The organism is Hyphomonas sp. (assembly GCF_046313975.1).
Lineage (GTDB): Bacteria > Pseudomonadota > Alphaproteobacteria > Caulobacterales > Hyphomonadaceae > Hyphomonas.
In genome coordinates this window covers 168638-188491 of the sequence record NZ_JBKBXB010000001.1, presented here as the reverse complement: position 1 = coordinate 188491, position 19854 = coordinate 168638, and the positions used below count along the sequence as shown (strand labels likewise).

The window sequence follows — 19854 nt, the reverse complement described above, 5'->3', positions numbered from 1 at the left end:
ATGAACCGGAAAGAACGTTTTGAACGCCTCGAAGCCGAAGCGGCCAGGCGCATTCTCGTGCTCGATGGGGCAATGGGCACAATGATCCAGCGCTGGAAGCTGTCGGAGGAAGACTTCCGCGGGCAGAGGTTTGCCGGCTGGACCTCGCCGCTGAAGGGCAACAACGATCTTCTGAACCTGACTCGGCCGGATGTGATCCGCATGATCCACGATCAGTATATCGAGGCGGGATCGGACTTCATCGAAACGAATACGTTCAGCGCGACGACGATTGCGATGGCGGACTACAAGATGGAAGCGCTGGCCGACGAGATTGCGGCAGAGGGCGCACGGATTGCGCGGGAGGCGGCGGATGCGGCGGAAGAGCGGCTGGGCCGGCCTGTGGGCGTGCTGGGCGCGATCGGGCCGACCAACAAGACGCTGTCGCTTTCGCCGAAAGTGAGCGATCCGGGATACCGGGATATCACTTTCGACGAAGTGCGCGATGCCTATTACGCGCAGGCAAAGGCGATGGCGCCGTGGACGGATGTTTTCCTGATCGAGACTGTGTTCGACACGCTGAACGCCAAGGCGGCGATCAAGGCGCTGATGGATTTTGCGGCGGACACGGGCGAGCGGTTGCCGATCATCATTTCGGGGACGATCACGGACGCGTCCGGCCGGACGCTCAGTGGACAGACGGCCGAGGCGTTCTGGAACTCGGTGCGCCATGCGCGGCCCTGGGCAATTGGCCTCAACTGCGCCCTTGGCGCGGACCTGATGAGGCCGCACATCGCCTCGATTGCGCGAGTGGCGGACACGCGTGTGATTGCCTATCCGAATGCCGGACTGCCGAATGCGTTCGGAGAGTATGACGAGACGCCGGACCAGACGGGCGGGCATCTGGGCGAGTGGAGCCGCAGCGGGCTGGTGAATATTGTCGGCGGGTGCTGCGGCACGACGCCGGCGCATATCGCGGCGATTGCGAAGGCGGCGGCGAAGGCAGCACCGCGCGCGGTGCCGAGTGTGGCGCCCGCAATGCGATTGTCCGGGCTGGAGCCGTTCGAGGTGGCCTCGTGACGACCAATGGCAAGGTGCGCCCAGGCGACCTGTTTGTGTTTTATGGCCTGCTGAAGCACGGCGCCGTGGGCGGGCCGCAGCATATTCCGTTTTCGCAGGCGGGCGAATGGGTCGCGCCGTGCAAGTTCCGTGGGCGGATGTATGATCTTGACGGCTTTCCCGGCGTTGTGGCGGGCGAAGGCATCTGTCACGGCGTGCTCTATCGCATCCATGATGTAAGCATTGTGCCGGCGATGGATGAATATGAAGACGTCACCGATGATGCGGAAACGGCGCTCTACCTGCGCCAGAAGATTCCGTTGCTGGATGAAACCGGAAGCCCGACGGGCGCGCAGGGCTGGATCTATATCTATAATCAGACGACAGAGGGTCGCCCGGTGATCGAGGACGGAAACTGGTCGCTGGATGCGGGAAAAACACGGAAATGACACGCGCTTCCTCCCAGAGCTTTGTCAATATTGGTGAACGCACGAACGTGACCGGCTCGGCCGTGTTCCGGAAGATGATCGCTGAGGGGCGTTATGCGGACGCCGTGGATGTGGCGCGCCAGCAGGTGGAGAATGGCGCGCAGGTGATCGACGTCAACATGGATGAGGGCATGCTCGACGGCGTGCTCGCCATGACGACGTTCCTGAACCTGATCGCGGCGGAGCCGGATATCGCGCGTGTGCCGGTGATGATCGATTCCTCCAAGTGGGAGGTGATCGAGGCGGGCCTGAAATGCGTGCAGGGCAAGGCCATCGTCAACTCGATTTCCATGAAGGAAGGTGAGGCGAAGTTCATCGAACAGGCGCGGGCGTGCCTTTCCTATGGCGCGGCCGTGGTCGTGATGGCGTTCGATGAGGCCGGGCAGGCGGATACCGCGGCGCGCAAGATCGAGATCTGCCAGCGGGCCTACCGTATACTGACGGAAGAGGTGGGCTTCCCGGCGGAAGACATCATCTTTGATCCGAATATCTTTGCGGTGGCGACGGGCATCGAGGAACACAATTCCTATGCGCTGGATTTCATCGAAGCGGCGAAAGTGATCCGCGAGACGTGTCCTGGGTGCCATATCTCGGGCGGGCTTTCGAACGTGTCGTTCAGCTTCCGCGGCAATGAGCCTGTGCGCCGGGCGATGCATTCGGTGTTTCTGTATTACGCTATCCCTGCGGGGATGGACATGGGCATCGTCAATGCCGGGCAGCTGGATATCTATGATGATATCGAGCCGGAGCTGCGCGAGCGTGTGGAGGATGTGATCCTCAACCGGCGGGCGGATGCGACGGACCGGCTGCTGGAGATTGCCGAGCGGTTCAAGGGACAGAAGGGCAAGACGCAGGAGAAGGACCTTTCCTGGCGCGAGGCGCCGGTGGCGAAGCGGCTGGAATATGCGCTGATCCACGGCATTTCGGAGTATATCGATCAGGATACGGAGGAAGCCCGGCTTGGTGTCGAGCGTCCGCTGCATGTGATCGAGGGGCCGCTGATGGACGGCATGAATGTCGTCGGCGACCTGTTCGGGTCCGGCAAGATGTTCCTGCCGCAGGTGGTGAAGTCGGCGCGCGTGATGAAGCAGGCGGTGGCCTGGCTCGAGCCGTTCATGGAGGAGGAGAAGCAGCGACTTGGCACGATGAATGCGTCCAACGGCAAGGTGCTGATGGCGACCGTGAAGGGCGATGTGCACGATATCGGCAAGAATATTGTCGGCGTGGTGCTCGCCTGCAATGGCTACGAGATCATCGACCTCGGCGTGATGGTGCCGGCGGAGAAGATTCTCGATACGGCAGTGAAGGAGAAGGTGGACATCATCGGCCTCTCGGGCCTGATCACGCCGAGCCTTGACGAGATGGTATATGTGGCGAGCGAGATGCAGCGGCGCGGGATGACGCAGCCCCTGCTGATCGGCGGGGCGACGACGAGCCCGGCGCATACGGCGGTGAAGATCGATCCCGTGATCCGAACGGCGCCGGTGATCCATGTGCTGGATGCAAGCCGGGCGGTGGGCGTGGTGTCCTCGCTGCTGAACGAGACGGAGAAGGCAAACCTCGTGGCGCAGACCAAGGCGCGCTATGAGCGGATGCGTGAGGCGCGCAAGGATGGTCCGCCCAAGGAGCGTCTATCGCTGGCGGAGGCGCGCAAGGCGGCGTTCCGGCCGGACTGGAAAGGCTACGAAGCGCCAAAGCCGACATATACGGGCACACGGACGTTCGAGGGTTTCGACCTGGCAACGCTGGCGCGGTATATCGATTGGACGCCGTATTTCTCGGCGTGGGACCTGGCGGGAAAATTTCCGCTGATCCTTGAAGATGAGAAAGTCGGCGAGGCGGCGCGCGGCCTGTGGCGCGACACCGAGGCGATGCTGCAGCGCCTGATCGGCGAGGCCTGGCTGAAGCCGAAGGCCGTGGTGGGCTTCTGGGGCGCCAATGCGGTGGGCGACGATATCCGGCTCGACACGGGTGACACGTTCTTCACGCTGCGCCAGCAGATGAAGAAGGACAATGAGCGCGCCAATTATGCGCTCTCCGATTTCGTTGCGCCGGAAGGCGAGGACTGGGTTGGCGGCTTTGTCGTGACGGCGGGGCCGGAGGCGGACGCGATTGCGGATGAGTTCCGCAAGAAGGGCGATGATTATTCCTCGATCATGCTGAAGGCGCTGGCCGACCGGTTTGCCGAGGCGCTGGCGGAGTACATGCATGAGCGCGTGCGCAAGGAGCTGTGGGCCTATGCGCCGGACGAGTCGCTGACGAACGAGGAGCGGATCGCGGAGAAATATCGCGGCATCCGCCCGGCGCCGGGATACCCGTCGCAGCCGGAACATACGGAGAAGGAAACCCTGTTCCGCCTGCTGGAGGCGGAGAAGCGGATCGGCGTGGCGCTGACGACCAGCTATGCGATGACGCCGCCGGCATCTGTCTCGGGCCTCTATCTGGCACACCCGGACGCGATCTATTTCGCTTTGGGGCGCATCGAGCGCGATCAGGTGGAAGACTATGCGCGCCGCAAGGGCTGGGACACGAAGACCGCCGAGCGCTGGCTGGCGCCTGTGCTGAACTACGATCCGTTTGCGCTGGTGGAAGCCTAGCCGCCGCTGCCCGAGTCGCTATAAGACGCGGGCTGACATCCTTGTCATCGGGGAGAGACTGATGCCCAAAGCCCGCCTGCGCGGCGAGAATGCGAAGATCGTGGCGACCCTTGGGCCGCGCAGCCGGTCGCTGAAGGAAATCCGCGCGCTGGCGGAGGCGGGGGCGGATGTGTTCCGGCTGAACTTCTCGCATGGCAGCCACGAGGACCACCGCGCAACACTGGAGGCCGTGCGCAAGGTGGAGGCGCTGGTGGGCCGGCCCCTGGCGGCGCTGGCGGACCTGCAGGGGCCGAAGGTGCGCGTCGGCAGTTTTCCCGGCGGCGAGATGAAGGTCGCCTGGAATGCCGAGTATGCGCTGGTGGCGGCGGAGATGACCGATGCGGCGGAGACCATCCCCGTGCCGCACAAGGCGATCATCGATCAGCTTGAAATCGGCGACACGATCCTGGTGGACGATGGCAAGCTGATCTTCACGGTGACGCAGGCGGGCAAGACGCCGAAAGTGCGCGCGGATGTACCGGGCAAGATTTCAGACAAGAAGGGCTTCACCGTGCGCGGCAAGGCGCTGCCGGTGAAGGCGCTGACGGACAAGGACAAGGCGGACCTCGAGTTTGCGCTGTCGATCGGCGTGGACCTTGTGGCGCTGTCCTTCGTGCAGTCGGTGTCTGACATTGCGATGACCAAGGCGATCATCGATGGAAGGGCGCCGCTGATAGCGAAGCTGGAAAAGCCGGCGGCGCTGGGCGAGTTACGCGAGATCATCCATGCCTCGGACGGCGTGATGGTGGCGCGGGGCGATCTCGGCGTGGAATACCCGCCGGAGGAAGTGCCGGTGATCCAGCGGCGGATCATCCGGGCGGCGCGGGCGGCCGGGCGGCCGGTGATTGTGGCGACGCAGATGCTGGAATCGATGATCGAGAATTCGGCGCCGACGCGGGCGGAAGCATCCGATGTGGCGACCGCGATCTATCAGGGTGCGGACGCTGTGATGCTGTCGGCCGAGACGGCGGTGGGGCGGCATCCGGCAACGGCGGTGGCGATCATGTCGCGCATCATCCGGGCGACGGAGAATGCCGAGGACTATCGCAAGTCACTGCTGCAGTTCGAAGGCGACGGCGTGGAGACGCATGCCATCGATGTGATTGCGAAGACGGCGACGGAGATGGCGGAAGCGGAAGGCGCAACCGCGCTGGCACTGCGCACCGGGGCGTTTGACCGGTTGGCGCGGTTCTCGCGGGTGCGGGGCCCGAAACCGATCCTGTACGGATCAATTCAGGACGACCGCGTGCGGCAGGCCTGCCTGCTGTGGGGCGTGCATCCGCACAAACTCGATGCAGGCGTCGATAACTGGTACCGGTCTCTGATGAAGGCGGCGGGGCTGGAAGGCCGGGTCGCCTATGCGCGCTGGTCGGGTGATGATACGCGCTTTGCCTGGGAGATCGGGGTCGGCAAGGGCCTCGATGGCAAGCCGATCACTGGCGTATGATCATCTGACCCTGGCGGACTTCATAGGAATGGAGTTCGCCGAGGAAGGTCATGCCGAGCAGGGACTGTTCGAGTTCGGTGCGCAGGATGACTGCGGGCACGTCCTTGATGACGACACGGCCGACGCGGATGCTGGGCAGCGTGACGGGGGCGCCATAGGTGAGGCCGCCGGCGGTGCGGATTTCGGAATCGAAGTCGAGTTCTTCGGGTTTCAGGCCGAGGCGTTGGGCGTCAAAATAGGTCAGCGCGACGATGCTGGCGCCGGTATCGACCATGAACTTCACCTGCGTGCCGCCAACGTCGGCGCGGGTCCAGAAGTGGCCGTCATTTTCCTTGTCGATGAAGGCGGCGCGCGAGCCCGGTGTCACGGAGGGCTGCGGCGTGGCGGCAGCGACCGTGACCGGTTCGAGCACGGCGATCTCGGCCTCAGGCTCTTGGAACTTCGGCGCAATGCCGAAGGAGATCACCAGCGCAATCGCGATGGCGGTAAACATGACAATGAAGAGATTGCGAATCGTCATGGCTCATCGTTTCCCGAGGGACTGGAGATGCGCAATACGCTCCGGCAACCGGATCAGGACATTTTCGCGTCCCTCGGCGCCCATTTTCACCCAGGCCCCGATTTCGGGCAGGGTTCGCCCGCAGCCCAGGCAAAAGCCCGTCTGGCCATCCACGGCGCAAACCTTGATGCAGGGGCTCTTTATCGGCTCGAGAGTCATGGATATAGCAAATACCGGAAGGGAACGAGCCTGCAAGTATTACACAAAGCGCGTAACAAATCCTTGCCGGACACAGTTCTGAATCTCTGATAATTTGCCCCGGCGCCGGGCTTTGGCGCGAGGAGACATTTACCTTGAACGACCCTGCGGTCCAGAAATCCCCCCTGGCGGACGTGCGCGACCTGATTCTCAAGCCGGTCGAGACCGATGCGGAAGCGGGGCGGAAAGTGCGTGAGGCGCTGCTCGGCATGGGCCGGGAAGGCGATTTCGGGCGGCTGGGCGAAGCGGCGGAATGGCTGGCGCGCTGGCAGCGGCGCTTCCCCCCGCGGATCGAGAAACCGACGCTGGCGATCTTTGCGGGCTCGCACGGGATCGTGGATGCCGGCGTGTCGCTGTCGAGCAATTCAGATACGCGCGCGCATATCGAAGCGCTGAAGGGCGGCCGGGCGCCGCTGTCGGCAATCGCGACGCAGGCAGGGGCAACCGTGCGGGTGTTCGAACTGGCGCTCGACCGGCCGACACCGAGCATCGCGAAGGAAGCGGCGATGACCGAGCGCGAATGCGCCGCGACCATCGCGTATGGATTTGAAGCGGTCGAAGACCAGCCGGACCTGCTGGCGATTGCCGTCTCCGGGGCCGGTGTGGGCACCGCGGCGGCGGCGGTGGCGTGCGCCCTCTATGGTGGGTCGCCGGACTATTGGGTGCGTCCGAGCGCGCAGACACCGGCGAGCCTTTCCGGCAAGCGCAGCGAACTCGTCAGCGCGGCGCTGAAGCTGCACCGGGGGCATCTGTCTGATCCGCTGGAAGCGCTGCGCTGTCTTGGCGGTCGGGAGCTGGCGGCGTGTGTCGGGGCGATTGTCGCGGCGCGCCATCAGCGCATCCCGGTTGTGCTGGACGGGTTTGCGACGACGATTGCGGCGGGCGTGGTGCATGCCGTGGCCCCGCAGGCGGTGAGCCATTGCCTTGCCTCGCACATCACCCAGCGCCCGGCGCATGAGGCCGCGCTCGAGCGGCTGGGCCTTGCGCCGCTCCTGCAGCTGCAGTTCCAGACCGGGGGCGGGCTTGGCTCGGCAACGGCCATCGGTGTGCTGAAGACTGCCTGCGCACCTTTCATTGCAAAACCGGCCGAGGGTTGACGCGACGGAGGCTGCGTCAATCTTTACGCTGACGTGCGCGTCACCTTGCCAGCGCGGGGCATCAACTGACATAGAGATGCCAACAGGCACAGAGAGATACCGGAGGACCAACGGCCATGAATCTCGAGTTTTCCCCTGAAGAGATCGCCTTTCGCGATGAAGTGCGTGCGTTCATCCGGGAGAATTACCCGAAGGAACTCATGGGCATGGGCAACCGCGAGGACCTGACCCGAGAGCAGTTCCTCGCCTGGCACAAGATCCTCGGCAAGAAGGGCTGGTCTGCGCCGGCCTGGCCGAAGAAGTATGGCGGCACCGGATGGACCTCGACCCAGCGCTATATCTGGTCGGAAGAAAATGCCCGCGTGGACGCCCTGATGCCGCTGCCGTTCGGCGTCTCGATGGTGGGTCCTGTGATCTACACTTTCGGCAACGAAGAGCAGAAGGCAAAGCACCTTCCGGGTATTCTCGCCGGGGACGTGTGGTGGGCGCAGGGCTATTCCGAGCCGGGCGCCGGCTCTGACCTCGCCAGCCTGAAGACGACTGCCGTTCGTGACGGTGATCATTACGTCATCAATGGCCAGAAGACCTGGACGACCCTCGCGCAGCATGCCGACTGGGGCTTTTTCCTCTGCCGCACCGACCCTTCGGCGAAGCAGCAGGAAGGCATCTCCTTCATCCTCGTCGACATGAAGACGCCGGGCATCGAAGTGCGCCCGATCAAGCTGATCGACGGCACACATGAAGTAAACGAGACTTGGCTGACGGATGTTCGCGTGCCGGTGGAGAACCTTGTCGGCAAGGAAAACGAAGGCTGGACCTATGCGAAGTTTCTGCTGGCGCATGAGCGCTCCGGCATCGCCGGTGTGGCTCGCTCGAAACGCGGTGTGGAGCGTCTGCGCTCGATCGCTTCGCAGGAGTCGATTGATGGCACCCCGCTGATCCTGAACGGCGACTTCGCCCGCAAGATCAGCCAGCTCGAAATTGATCTGACGGCGCTGGAGTTCACCGAGCTGCGCACACTGGCTTCGGAAGCGGCCGGCAAGGGCCCGGGTCCGGAAAGCTCGATCCTCAAGATCAAGGGCACCGAAATCCAGCAGCGCCTGACGGAGCTGACGCTGGAAGCGGTCGGCAATTACGGCGCACCGTATGTGCGCGGCGTTCCGTCGAACGGCCATAACGAATACGGCATCGGCCCGGACTATTCGAACCATTCTGCCGACACCTATTTCAACATGCGCAAGACCTCGATTTATGGCGGGTCCAACGAGATCCAGCGCAACATCATCACCAAAATGATCCTCGGCCTGTAAGGCATCGGGGCCGGGAGGAGTATTCAGATGGATTTCAATTTCACCGAAGAACAGACGATGATCCGCGACAGCCTCGCGAAGCTGATCAAGGACAAGTATGATTTTGACACACGCCGGAAGGTGGTTGCCTCCAAGGATGGCTGGCGTCCGGAAATGTGGGCGCAGTTCGTGGAACTCGGCCTTACGGCGGCGCCGTTCAGCGAGGAAGATGGCGGCCTTGGCGGCGGCCCGATCGACTCGATGGTCGTGATGGAAGAGTTCGGCAAGGGCCTCGTTGTCGAGCCGTTCCTGCAGACGGTCGTCATCGGCGGCGGATTCCTGAAGCGCGGCACGACCGCTCAGAAGGAAGAACACCTTGCCGCGATCATCGGCGGCGAATCCGTGTTCGCCTTTGCCTATGCCGAGCCGAAAGGCCGCTACAATCTCGCTGATCTCGAAACGACGGCGAAGAAGGATGGCACAGGCTGGAAGATTTCCGGGCACAAGGCTGTGGTTGTCGGCGCGCCGTGGGCGAGCCATCTGATCGTCACCGCGCGCACCGGCGGCGGGCGCCGCGATGCCAAGGGCATCGGCGTGTTCATCGTGCCGAAATCGGCCAAGGGCGTGACCACGCGCGACTATCCGACCGTGGACGGACGGCGTGCCTCGGAAGTGTATTTCGAAAATGTCGCCGTCGGCCCGGAAGCTGTGATCGGCGAAGATAGCCTCGGCCTCGTGGAACTGGTCACCGATGAGGCCATCGCCGCGCTCGCCGCCGAAGCCTGCGGCGCGATGAAGGTCGCGCAGGCGATGACGGTGGAATACTCCAAGACCCGCAAGCAGTTCGGCACGCCGATCGGCAAGTTCCAGGTGCTGCAGCACCGGATGGTCGACATGTTCATGGAAGCCGAGCAGTCGGTGTCGATGACCTACATGGCGACGCTGAAACTCGGCGAAGATGACGTGACGCGCAAGAAGGCCGCCTCGGCGACCAAGGTGCGCATCGGTCAGGCCGGCCGGTTTGTCGGCCAGAGCGCGATCCAGATCCATGGCGGCATGGGCATGACGGACGAGCTGGCCATCGGCCACTATTTCAAGCGGCTTACGATCATCGATTCCGAGTTCGGAAACGTCGATCATCACCTGAAGCGCTACACGGACCTTTCGGCGGCGGACGTGGCAGTCGCTGCGGAGTAAGGAATCAGTCTACGGAATAAATGTGGCGGGGCTGGAGCAATCCGGCCCCGTTTTCATTTCCGCGCGGCGAGCTCTTCGCGGATCGCGCGGATGGGTTCGGCATGGGAGAGGCGCTGGCGGGCTTCGGCCTTGGCCTTAGCGGAAAGCGCGGCGCGGCGCGCGGGGTCGCGGGCGAGGGAGAGGATTTCGGCCTTCAGCGCTTCCGGGCTATCAGCGACGACGACCAGATCATCCAGCACAGGGCCGAAGCCTTCCAGCGCGAGTGGGTAGGCGGCGCAGGGCATGCCCAGCAGCAGGTATTCCGCGACCTTGATGGACACGCCGGTGGCAAAGCGCGCCGGCGCAATGCCGATGGAATTGGCGCCGCCGAGGCTTTCGAGCCGGTCGACCCGGCCGAGCAGTTTTACGCCGGGCAGGGCGGCCTGCTGCGGTGTCAGTGTCTTGCCGATGGAGCCGGCGATGTGGAGTTCGAGTTTCGGTTCCTCAGCGCGGATGCCCGGCCAGACATCGGCGAGGAAATGGTTCAGCGCCTCGACATTGCCGCCATGCACCGTGCCGATGAAGACGACGCGCGGCGCGGGGCTTTCTTCGATGGCGCCATAGTCCGGTGCGTCCGGCGCGACCCAGGCGAGGCGGGCGCCGGGCAGGTGCGGGCGCAGCGTTTCAAGTTCGTTGGCAGAAGCGAAGAAGACGAGGTTGCAGGACGAGAGCCAGCCGAGTTCCGTCTCGAGGCTCGTCTCGTCGAAATCGATCACCTGTCCGCCGGCGCGGAAACGGGCGGCGCGGTCCGACAGGAGGTCGTGCATCAGGCAGGCATGGATCGTCCGGGAACGGATGAGCTTCAGGGCGGGGCCCATGGAGCTGTATTCGGCCAGCGTGATCTCTGCAGGCTGATCATCGCACGCGCGGGCCAGGATTCGGGCTTCCAGCGGACTGATCTCGCGGCCGAGATAGCTGGGGATGACCAGTTTGCCGCCTGCGCGGCGATAGACTTCCTTGAGGAGGCGCACCGCGAACCGCGCCCAGATGCGCAGGCTGAAGGACCAGTAGCGTTCGCCGATCTTCACGGCGCCGGGCCAGGTGATGTCCTTGACCAGCGCCTGAATGCGCGGATGGACGCGTGCCCAGGGGCGGTTGCCGAAGGATTGAAACGGGGCGAACACGAGGCGCACGTCCATGCCCGCAGCCCGCACCATCCGGAGGAAGGTTTCCAGATAGGCGCCGTTGCCGCTGGCCATGTTGTCGAGCTGGCGCTGGACGAGGATGTCCATTACCGGGCGCGGCGCATCGGTCAGGGCAGGCGTGTCAGTCATGGTCAGCCGTTGGAAGGGGATTGGTGCGTCAATGCAAGTCTGCGGCCAGCAAACTTCGCGCCTCGCGTGAATTCCACAGGCTTCAGCGCTGACGGCGGCGCAGGGCGGAGACGGCTTCGAGCGCCTCTTCGCAGGCATCCTGCGGCTCCGGGCCGGCGCCGGTTTCCTGCAGGTGTTGCTGCAGGAAGCGGACGGCATTCTCGATCACGGCAAGATCAAACGCAGCCGAGACGGGCCGGTTTTCCAGAGCGGCAAAAGGAGAATCGAGATGCGGAATACAATCCATGTTAGAATCGTAGCAAATTTCATCTTAAAGTAAATGGCGTTCCGTGTGCCGGTTTCGCAGCGCGGGCGTCGGCGGCGATGGAGGCGCCTCAACCGGCTGTTGCCCACCAGGCTTCAAGATCAGCGGCGAGCGTGTGTGCCGCATCGCAGACCGGCTTTGGCACCCGGAAGCCGACCATGGCGGAGCCTTCGAGTGAGCTGGCTTCGGTACCTTTCACCGGCCAGCGAGCGCCTGCGATCAGGTTTGCGCCGAGGCTGGCGAGGAGTTCGCCGAACTCCGCCTCGCGCCCGTCCCGGTAAAGCGGCAGCCAGAGCACGACCATGCCGCTGGGCCAGCGTTTCAGCGCCTTGGGCGTCCAGAGGGCGAGCGCCTCGATATCGCGCCGGGTCTCGTAGCTGGGGTCGGAGAGGACCAGCATCTGCTCGCCGCCGCGCGGGGCGAGCTTCAGCGCGCCGGCATAGCCATCGGCTTCGCGGATCAGGGCGCGGGGATCGCTGCCGAGGGCATCCGTCAGGGCGCGGAACTCTGCCGGGTGGCGTTCGAAGAACACGCAGCGCGCGGACGCGGGCAGGCGGGCGAGCGCAAGGGCGGGCGAGCCCGGGTAATCCGTGATCCCCCGCTGCTTCACCAGCGACAGCCAGTCTGCCATCCCGGCAGGCGCAGAGCCTGAAAGAAGAGCGCGTACGCCGGCGGCGGACTCGGCCTTCTTCTTCGCCTGCGCGCCGGTCAGGTCATATCGTCCGCGCCCGGAATGTGTCTCCACATAGAAGACCGGGCGCGGACCCTTTGCGGCATCCTTCAGGATGAGGTCCAGCACGGCGTGCTTTAGCACATCGGCGCGGTTACCCGCATGGAAGCCGTGCTGGTAGGACAGCATGTCCGTTCCTCGTCTGGCCGGGTCAGTTCTGCCCGAGGCTTTCCTTGCGGGCCGCCTCGAACTCATTGCCCGGATACCAGGTCGGCCAGTCCGTGGACTGAGCGATGCCAAGGCCGACTTCGTAGAGGGCCTGAACATCTTCCACGAACCCGGAGAGGTCCCAGTCGTCGGAATACTCGTCCATCGGCTTGTGGTAGCGCTCGGCGGTGTAAGCCATCGCTGCGGCCTTGCCGGCGGCGACACCGCCGTCGATCTTGTCTTCGCCGCCATCGGCATACAGCATCGGCACGCCCTTCTTGGCGAAGGAGATGTGGTCCGAGCGGTAGAAGTAACCGGCTTGCGGTGACTGGTCCGGCTTGATCACGCGGTCCTGTTTCGCAACGACGTCTTTCAGCAGGTCTTCCAGCTGCGATGCGCCGTAGCCGACAACGACCATATCCCTCGTGCGGCCAATCGGCAGGGCGCCGTCAATATTGATGCCGGCAACGATCTTGTTCAGAGGGACGGTGGGGTTTTCGGCATAATAGGCCGAGCCGAGCAGGCCCGACTCTTCCAGCGTGACCGCGAGGAAGAGAGCAGAGCGGTCCAGCGTTTCCGACTTCATAGCCTCGGCGATTTCGAGGATGGCGGCGGAGCCGGTAGCGTTGTCGACCGCGCCGTTGAAGATGTCGTCCTGGTAGAAGTCATCGCCGGGCTGGCCCTGTTTCATGCCGAGATGGTCCCAGTGCGCCGTGTACAGAACATATTCATCCGGCGCGGTGGCGCCGGGGAGGATGCCGACCACGTTGCGGCTGGTCTGCGCATCGATGGTCTGGTTGACCGTTCCGCGCACTTTCAAGCCGTCCAGCGTGACCGGTGTGAAGCCGCGCGTCTTGGCGGCGGTTTTCATCGTCTCGAAGTCGAGGCCGGCCTTTGCGAACATGTCTGCGGCGAGATCGCGCGTGATCCAGCCTTCGAGCAGGGCGCGGTCGGCGCCGCCATTGGAGCGCACGAGGTCGGACTGTGCACCGGACCAGGATCCGGTCACGACATCCCAGCCATAAGAGGCCGGTTCGGTTTCATGGATGACGAGCGCGGCGGTGGCGCCCTGACGTGCGGCTTCCTCGAACTTGTAGGTCCAGCGGCCGTAATAGGTCATGGCCTGTCCGTTGAAGAGGGCCGGATCGCCCGTGGCAAAGCCGGGATCATTGACGAGGATGAGGACGGTTTTGCCTTTGGCGTCGAGCCCGGCATAGTCATCCCAGCCATATTCCGGGGCGACCGCGCCATAGCCGACGAAGACGACATCGGCCGGATCAAAGGAGATGGTGTTGGTGTTCTGATGCTTGGTCCAGAACACGGCCTGGTCCTTGAAAGCGACCGAGAGTTCATCCTGGTCCGGCCAGGTGATGACCAGTTCGGAAGTGGCCGGGTCAACGCTCTGGTTGACCATCTTCACGGACTGGAACCAGCTGCCATTGTCGCCCCCGGGCGTCAGGCCGATGCGGGCCATTTCAGCTGCGATCCAGTCGGCGGAGGCTTCGCCAGCCGGTGTGCCGGGGCCACGGCCTTCGAAAATGTCATCGGCCAGCGTCTTGATGCGAACCGCAAGGTCGGCGGCGTTGATGTCCGGTGTGGTCGCTTCCGGCAGGGGAAGCAGGAGCTGAAGCTCAGGCGCTGCCTGTGCAGGCGCAGGGTCGGGGGCGCAGGCGGCAAGGCCCAGGAGGGCGGCCGCGCTGGCCAGGGTAAGGCGATTGAACATGAGGGAATCCCCGCCAGAGTTTTTGGATGGGCCGGGTCTGGCACGTCAGGAAAGGGCCTTCAAGCGCCGCAGGCCGCTGTCTGGCGTTCAATTCCGGCGGAGGGGTGCCGATACGGGCTTGTCAGGTTGCGTTCAGGCGCCGATTTTTAGGGTAGTGGTCCGGAAATTGCCGGAGAATCGCGAAAGGTAGCGGATGATCGGTTTGTCTCTGAGCGAAGGCTTGCGGCGCCTTGCGGCGGCGGTGGCGGTTTTGCTGACCGCGGCGATGCCGGCCTGCGCTCACCCGGTGACCATCGGCGCCTTGCAGCAGCTGGGAACGGTCGAGGCGGAATTCCTGCCGGCGCAGAAGACGTTCATCGCCTCCGATGGGGCGCATCTGGGGCTCTCCGTGTGGCCCGCGAAGGGCACGGACAATCCGGACTATGTCGTCGTCGGAGTGCACGGTATGAGCGACTATGCGGGCGCCTTCCACATGGCCGCGCCCTACTGGGCCGAGCGCGGCGTGACGACCTATGCCTATGACCAGCGCGGCTTTGGCCGCTCGCCGGGCAAGGGCTTCTGGCCGGAGGAAGAATTGCTGCGCGAGGATATGCGCACGGCGGTCGACGTGGCGCGCAAGCGCCATCCGGATGCGGTGATCACGGTGGTGGCCATCTCGATGGGCGCCTCTGTGGCGATGACGGCGTTCGGCTCCGACAATCCTCCGAAGGCGGACCGGTTGATCCTTTCGGGTCCCGGCCTGCGCGGCTGGGGCGCGCTGAACCCGCTCTACCGGGTGAGCCTCTATACCTCGACACGGATCAATCCGGACTGGCTGGTCGTGCCGCCGGCGGGGCTGATAAAGATCGAGCCTTCGGACAATATCGCCATGCTGCGCCGGACATGGTCCGATCCGCACATGACCTATCGCCACCGCATCGATCAGGTCTACGGCCTCGTCGACCTGATGGAAAATGCGCACAACGCGGCGCGCCATCTGCCCCGCAACCTGCCGATCCTTGCCTCCTATGGCGCGAAGGACATCGTGGTGCCGCAGAACGGTGTGGAACGCACGGCAAAGTGGCTGCCGCCGAACGTACGCACGGTGTATTACACCAACGGCTATCACATGCTGGAGCGCGACCTGCAGGCCGAAAAGGTGCATGCGGACTATCTCGCCTTCATGCAGGCGCCGGATGCAAACCTGCCGAGCGGCGAGGGCGAATGGCCATTCCGCCAGCCGTGCCAGAAATGGGCAGCGCTTCCGGAAATGGCAGCGGCCTGCTGACAGCCGGATGCCGGATATTCTGACCGATCAGCAGATCCTCATCGCGCATGACGGCGCCCGCCTTGGCCTGAGTACCTGGGCGGCGGAGGGCGCATCAGCCCCTGATCATGTGATCGTCGGGGTTCATGGCATGAATAATTATGCCGGTGAGTTCCGCCTCGCGGCGCCTGAATGGGCGAAGCAGGGGATGACGGTCTACGCCTATGACCAGCGCGGTTTCGGGCGGTCGGTGAACCGTGGCATTTGGGCAGGCGAAGACCTGATGCGGGAGGACTTGCGCACGGCGGTGAGCCTCGCGCGGGTGCGGCATCCGGATGCAACGATCAGCGTGGTGGCGATCTCGATGGGCGCAGCGGTGGCAATCACGGCCTTTGCGTCGGACCGCCCGCCCGAGGCGGACCGGCTGATCCTGTCCGGGCCCGGCCTGCGGGGATGGGGCGCGTTAAACCCGGCCTTTGCCGGATCCCTCCGCCTGATGCATGCGGTCAGCCCCGGCCTCGTCGTGAAGCCGCCCGCTTTCGCCAAGCCGAAGATGTCGGACAATCGGGACTTCCTCGCCCTGCAGGACAGCGATCCGCTGCATTCGACCTCCAACCGCGTCGACCAGCTGTTCGGGGCAGTGACGATCATGGAGCAGGCGCACGAGGCTGCGCCGCGCCTGCCGGCACACATTCCGGTGCTGGCATCCTACGGCGCGCGCGATGAGGTGGTGCCCGAGGCGGGGCCACGTCGCACGGCGAGGCGGTTTCCGGCGCATGTGCGCACGGTCTACTACCCGGACGGTTACCACATCCTGCTGAGCGACCTGCAGCGGGAGAGGGTCATCGCGGACTACTCCGCCTTCATGGATGATCCGGAAGGGGCCTTGCCGAGCGGGCTCGGGCCCTGACCATTCATATAGCGTAAATCCGGTGCAAGGCAGAAAAATCTCCGCAAGTTCAGGGGGGCAAGCATGGGTGGCATCAAGACTTTCTTCGTTTACATCGGCGGCAGCCTCGCGACGCTGGCTGCCGGCCTCTTGCTGATGGAATACGGCCAGATCGTATTCCTGAAGGGCCTCGGTACGGGGATCGCCATCATCGGGGCGATGCTGTTTGTGTTTGTCAGCTTTGCCTACATCGTGGCAGGTGGTGGCTCGGCGGTGGTCAACATCGTCCGGGGGCGCGGAGACTGGCAGAGCGTGGTCACGCTGCTGTTTGCGGTGCTGCTCTGTGTTGTCCTGCTGGCGATGTGCAGTTGATATTCCACAGCAGGCACCACCTTGCGGCACTGCCCGCGTGGACAAATATAGACGCATCTGCCAATCCTTGGGACGGGCGATTCAGCCCCTTGTTTTCAAAGGCCCCCTTGATGTCGAATTCCTACCAGACCGCGCTCAATCTCGTTCCGATGGTCGTCGAACAGACGAGCCGGGGGGAGCGGGCCTTCGATATCTTCTCGCGCCTCCTTAAAGAACGGATCATTTTCGTCACCGGCGGCATTGATGACGGGGTCGCGGCCCTGATCACCTCGCAGCTCCTGTTCCTCGAATCCGAGAATCCGAAGCGCGAAATCGCCATGTATATCAACAGCCCCGGCGGCTACGTCTCCTCCGGCCTCGCGATCTACGACACGATGCAATACGTCCGTTGCCCGATCTCCACCGTGTGTATCGGCCAGGCCGCCTCGATGGGATCGCTGCTGCTTGCCGCGGGGGAACATGGCATGCGGATCGCCCTGCCGAACGCCCGTGTCATGCTGCACCAGCCCTCCGGCGGCTATTCGGGCGTCGCGACAGACATCGAGCGGCATGCCGAAGAGATTATCGAACTCAAGCGCCGCCTTAACCAGATTTACGTCAAACATACGGGTCAACCGTATGAAGTAATCGAAAGAACACTTGACCGTGATACTTTCCTGACGGCCGAACAGGCCCAGCAATTCGGAATCGTGGACAAGGTTTATGAGCGCCGGGCTGCTGAAGACGAGAAGTAAGGCCCTGTATCTAACGTGCGGCCCGCCCCTTGCAGGCTGGGCGAACAACTATAGACTTAACTGGAAGGATCGCGTCAGGCGGGCCGCTAAAGCCCGTGTTAAGCCTTACGCGTCATTGAGGTAGTTATGACGAAGCAAACCGGCTCCGGCGACTCCAAGAACACGCTGTACTGCTCTTTCTGCGGTAAGAGCCAGCATGAGGTCAAAAAGCTCATCGCCGGGCCGACAGTATTCATCTGCGATGAATGCGTCGAACTCTGCATGGACATTATCCGCGAGGAAAACAAAACCTCTGCGATCAAGTCCCGCGAGGGCGTGCCGACGCCGCAGGAAATCTGCGATGTGCTGGACGATTATGTCATCGGCCAGCGCTACGCCAAGCGCATCCTGTCGGTGGCCGTCCACAACCATTACAAACGCCTCTCCCATGCCGGCAAGGCAGATGGGGTGGAGCTGTCGAAGTCGAACATCCTGCTCGTTGGCCCGACGGGCTGTGGCAAGACGCTTCTCGCCCAGACGCTCGCCCGTATCCTCGACGTGCCCTTCACGATGGCCGACGCCACGACGCTGACCGAAGCTGGCTATGTCGGTGAGGATGTCGAGAATATCGTCCTGAAACTGCTCCAGGCGGCGGACTACAATGTTGAGCGCGCGCAGCGCGGGATCGTCTATATCGACGAGATCGACAAGATCAGCCGCAAGTCGGACAATCCCTCGATCACGCGCGACGTGTCGGGCGAGGGTGTGCAGCAGGCGCTCCTGAAGATCATGGAAGGCACCGTTGCGGCCGTTCCGCCGCAGGGCGGCCGGAAACATCCGCAGCAGGAATTCCTGCAGGTCGACACGACCAACATCCTCTTCATCTGTGGCGGCGCGTTTGCAGGCCTCGAGAAGATCATCGCCGCACGCGGTGACAATGCCTCGATCGGCTTCGGCGCCACGATCAAGAACGCCAACGATAAAGGCGTCGGCGAAACCCTGCGCGGCACCGAGCCGGAAGACCTGCAGAAGTTTGGCCTGATTCCGGAATTCATCGGCCGCCTGCCGGTCATCGCAACGCTGGAAGATCTGGACGAGAAAGCCCTCATCCAGATTCTGACGCAGCCGAAGAACGCGCTTCTGAAACAGTATCAGAAGCTGTTCGACATGGAGAATGTCCAGCTGACCTTCACGCCGGAAGCGCTGGTATCGGTGGCCCGCAAGGCGATCACCCGCAAGACCGGCGCACGCGGCTTGCGCTCGATCATGGAAGGCATCCTGCTCGACACGATGTTCGAGCTGCCGAACCTGCGCGGTGTCGAGGAAGTCGTGATCAACGCCGAAGTGGTCGAAGGCAATGCCGAGCCGCTCTACGTGCACGCCAACAAGGCGCAGACCGAAGCGGGCTGATCCTTTCGTCCGGATACAGATCAAAAGCCCCGGCCATCGTGCCGGGGCTTTTTCATTCCGGCAGGTGCAAAGTGAGTATGTCGATCCGCGGCGGCATCAGGAAGCGCAGCGGCAGGCCGACCATCCCGGTGCCGGTGGTCACATAGACGAGGCGCTCGCCGCCCCGGGTTTCGATGCGGTGCAGGTCCTTGTCGAAGGGGCCGGTGACCGGAAGGACGTGCCGGTAGAGCAAGGGAATGCGAACCTGCCCGCCATGCGTGTGCCCGGCGAGCATCAGGTCGTAGCGGAAACTGTCCGGCACGACGAGCGCCGTATCCGGATTGTGGGTGAGCAGCAGCACGGGCAAGCCGTCCGGCAGGGCGGCTGAGAAGCTGAAATCCTGCCGGCGTTGCCAGAGGTCAGAGGCGCCGGATACAACGACGCGCTGGCCACTGATCTCAGTCTCGATCGCGCGGTTCTGCACGAAGGTTGCGCCGCTCTCGCCGAGTGCGGCCAGCAGGGCATCCGTCAGGTCTTCGCCGGGAAAACCGACATCGTGATTTCCCAGCACGGCGAACAGTGGCGCCTCGAGGTCTGCCAGCGCCGCAAAGTCGCCCGCGACATCCTCGGCACGCGGATGATAGGTGAGGTCTCCCGCCAGGAAAACGGCCCCGACCTTCTCCGCATTGATCCGGTCGACAATCCGGCGGATCGGCACGGCATTGCCGAAGATGCCGATATGCGGATCGCCCAACAGGGCGATGCGGATGGAGGGGGATGTCTCGCTGGCGCCGGGCAGGAGGATGGTCTCCTCGTGCACGGTCAGCATCCGTGGCTCGATGAAGCGCGCATAGGCCGGCACGGCCGTGACCATCAGCAACGCAGCCGCAACCATGCGCCGGCGCGGGCTGCCGCGAAAGATCAGCCAGAGGCAGGCTGCCGCGAACGGAAACCAGGCCCAACTCGCCCAGAAGATCAGGAGCTTGAATGTCATGGTTTCCCTGATCGGGGATGCAGATGGCAAAGGAAAGGCAGGACCGCGAAAAGCAAAAGGCCGGCATCCGAAGATGCCGGCCCCC

At 63.7% G+C, this 19854-nt stretch carries 19 protein-coding genes; 12 read left to right on the top strand and 7 right to left on the bottom strand.

All coding sequences use genetic code 11. From position 1 onward, the window contains the following. The 4 genes from ACK4TE_RS00845 (at nucleotide 1) to pyk (ending at nucleotide 5609) form a co-directional block, all read left to right on the top strand. Nucleotides 1–1059: a homocysteine S-methyltransferase family protein gene (locus tag ACK4TE_RS00845; RefSeq protein ID WP_409909564.1), complete on the top strand. Its 1059-nt coding sequence runs from the start codon at nucleotides 1–3 to the stop codon at nucleotides 1057–1059. Next, the gene (locus tag ACK4TE_RS00840; protein ID WP_409909563.1) at nucleotides 1056–1487 is read left to right on the top strand and encodes a gamma-glutamylcyclotransferase; all 432 of its coding nucleotides are present in this window, start codon (nucleotides 1056–1058) and stop codon (nucleotides 1485–1487) included. The genes ACK4TE_RS00845 and ACK4TE_RS00840 overlap by 4 nt, the downstream gene beginning before the upstream one ends. Next, nucleotides 1484–4123 (top strand): methionine synthase, encoded by a 2640-nt coding sequence (gene metH, locus ACK4TE_RS00835; RefSeq protein ID WP_409909562.1) that lies wholly within the window; start codon nucleotides 1484–1486, stop codon nucleotides 4121–4123. The genes ACK4TE_RS00840 and metH overlap by 4 nt, the downstream gene beginning before the upstream one ends. Nucleotides 4124–4184: 61 nt before the next feature. After that, nucleotides 4185–5609, top strand: coding sequence for a pyruvate kinase (gene pyk, locus ACK4TE_RS00830; RefSeq protein WP_409909561.1), 1425 nt, complete (start codon nucleotides 4185–4187; stop codon nucleotides 5607–5609). On the opposite strand, the gene ACK4TE_RS00825 is transcribed toward pyk, so the two are convergent. Next, a complete protein-coding gene (locus ACK4TE_RS00825) occupies nucleotides 5596–6129 on the bottom strand; it encodes a TIGR02281 family clan AA aspartic protease (RefSeq protein WP_409909560.1) in 534 nt (177 codons plus the stop codon). The two genes, pyk and ACK4TE_RS00825, sit on opposite strands and share 14 nt — an antisense overlap. A 3-nt stretch (nucleotides 6130–6132) precedes the next feature. Beyond that, nucleotides 6133–6327 carry a DUF1289 domain-containing protein gene (locus tag ACK4TE_RS00820; RefSeq protein ID WP_409909559.1) on the bottom strand — a complete coding sequence of 65 codons (195 nt, stop codon included), beginning with the start codon at nucleotides 6325–6327 and terminating at the stop codon, nucleotides 6133–6135. Between the two features lie 134 nt (nucleotides 6328–6461). Here ACK4TE_RS00820 and ACK4TE_RS00815 point away from each other — a divergent pair, with 134 nt between their 5' ends. From ACK4TE_RS00815 to ACK4TE_RS00805, 3 genes are all read left to right on the top strand, one after another. Continuing rightward, nucleotides 6462–7463: a nicotinate-nucleotide--dimethylbenzimidazole phosphoribosyltransferase gene (locus ACK4TE_RS00815; RefSeq protein WP_409909558.1), complete on the top strand. Its 1002-nt coding sequence runs from the start codon at nucleotides 6462–6464 to the stop codon at nucleotides 7461–7463. A gap of 116 nt (nucleotides 7464–7579) precedes the next feature. After that, the gene (locus tag ACK4TE_RS00810) at nucleotides 7580–8773 is read left to right on the top strand and encodes an acyl-CoA dehydrogenase family protein (protein WP_409909557.1); all 1194 of its coding nucleotides are present in this window, start codon (nucleotides 7580–7582) and stop codon (nucleotides 8771–8773) included. 27 nt (nucleotides 8774–8800) lie between these two features. Then, nucleotides 8801–9949 carry an acyl-CoA dehydrogenase family protein gene (locus tag ACK4TE_RS00805; RefSeq protein ID WP_409909556.1) on the top strand — a complete coding sequence of 383 codons (1149 nt, stop codon included), beginning with the start codon at nucleotides 8801–8803 and terminating at the stop codon, nucleotides 9947–9949. A 53-nt stretch (nucleotides 9950–10002) separates the two neighbouring features. Here ACK4TE_RS00805 and ACK4TE_RS00800 read toward each other — a convergent pair whose 3' ends face one another. The 4 genes from ACK4TE_RS00800 to ACK4TE_RS00785 form a co-directional block, all read right to left on the bottom strand. Next, complete coding sequence (locus ACK4TE_RS00800; protein ID WP_409909555.1) at nucleotides 10003–11262, bottom strand: glycosyltransferase; 1260 nt, start codon at nucleotides 11260–11262, stop codon at nucleotides 10003–10005. Nucleotides 11263–11344: 82 nt separating this feature from the next. Then, nucleotides 11345–11548 carry a hypothetical protein gene (locus tag ACK4TE_RS00795; protein WP_409909554.1) on the bottom strand — a complete coding sequence of 68 codons (204 nt, stop codon included), beginning with the start codon at nucleotides 11546–11548 and terminating at the stop codon, nucleotides 11345–11347. A gap of 88 nt (nucleotides 11549–11636) precedes the next feature. Next, complete coding sequence (gene rlmJ / locus ACK4TE_RS00790; protein WP_409909553.1) at nucleotides 11637–12425, bottom strand: 23S rRNA (adenine(2030)-N(6))-methyltransferase RlmJ; 789 nt, start codon at nucleotides 12423–12425, stop codon at nucleotides 11637–11639. A gap of 22 nt (nucleotides 12426–12447) precedes the next feature. Beyond that, nucleotides 12448–14166, bottom strand: coding sequence for a M28 family metallopeptidase (locus tag ACK4TE_RS00785; RefSeq protein ID WP_409909552.1), 1719 nt, complete (start codon nucleotides 14164–14166; stop codon nucleotides 12448–12450). 193 nt (nucleotides 14167–14359) lie between these two features. Here ACK4TE_RS00785 and ACK4TE_RS00780 point away from each other — a divergent pair, with 193 nt between their 5' ends. From ACK4TE_RS00780 to clpX, 5 genes are all read left to right on the top strand, one after another. Next, nucleotides 14360–15433 (top strand): alpha/beta fold hydrolase, encoded by a 1074-nt coding sequence (locus tag ACK4TE_RS00780; protein WP_409909551.1) that lies wholly within the window; start codon nucleotides 14360–14362, stop codon nucleotides 15431–15433. A 7-nt stretch (nucleotides 15434–15440) separates the two neighbouring features. Next, complete coding sequence (locus tag ACK4TE_RS00775) at nucleotides 15441–16322, top strand: alpha/beta fold hydrolase (RefSeq protein ID WP_409909550.1); 882 nt, start codon at nucleotides 15441–15443, stop codon at nucleotides 16320–16322. A gap of 63 nt (nucleotides 16323–16385) precedes the next feature. Next, complete coding sequence (locus ACK4TE_RS00770) at nucleotides 16386–16673, top strand: hypothetical protein (protein ID WP_409909549.1); 288 nt, start codon at nucleotides 16386–16388, stop codon at nucleotides 16671–16673. A gap of 110 nt (nucleotides 16674–16783) precedes the next feature. After that, entirely contained in the window at nucleotides 16784–17407 is a 624-nt protein-coding gene (locus ACK4TE_RS00765; protein ID WP_409909548.1) for an ATP-dependent Clp protease proteolytic subunit, read from the top strand. A 126-nt stretch (nucleotides 17408–17533) separates the two neighbouring features. Beyond that, entirely contained in the window at nucleotides 17534–18796 is a 1263-nt protein-coding gene (gene clpX / locus ACK4TE_RS00760; protein WP_409909547.1) for an ATP-dependent Clp protease ATP-binding subunit ClpX, read from the top strand. A 52-nt stretch (nucleotides 18797–18848) separates the two neighbouring features. Here clpX and ACK4TE_RS00755 read toward each other — a convergent pair whose 3' ends face one another. Then, a complete protein-coding gene (locus ACK4TE_RS00755) occupies nucleotides 18849–19769 on the bottom strand; it encodes a metallophosphoesterase (protein ID WP_409909546.1) in 921 nt (306 codons plus the stop codon). Between the last annotated feature and the right edge of the window lie 85 nt (nucleotides 19770–19854).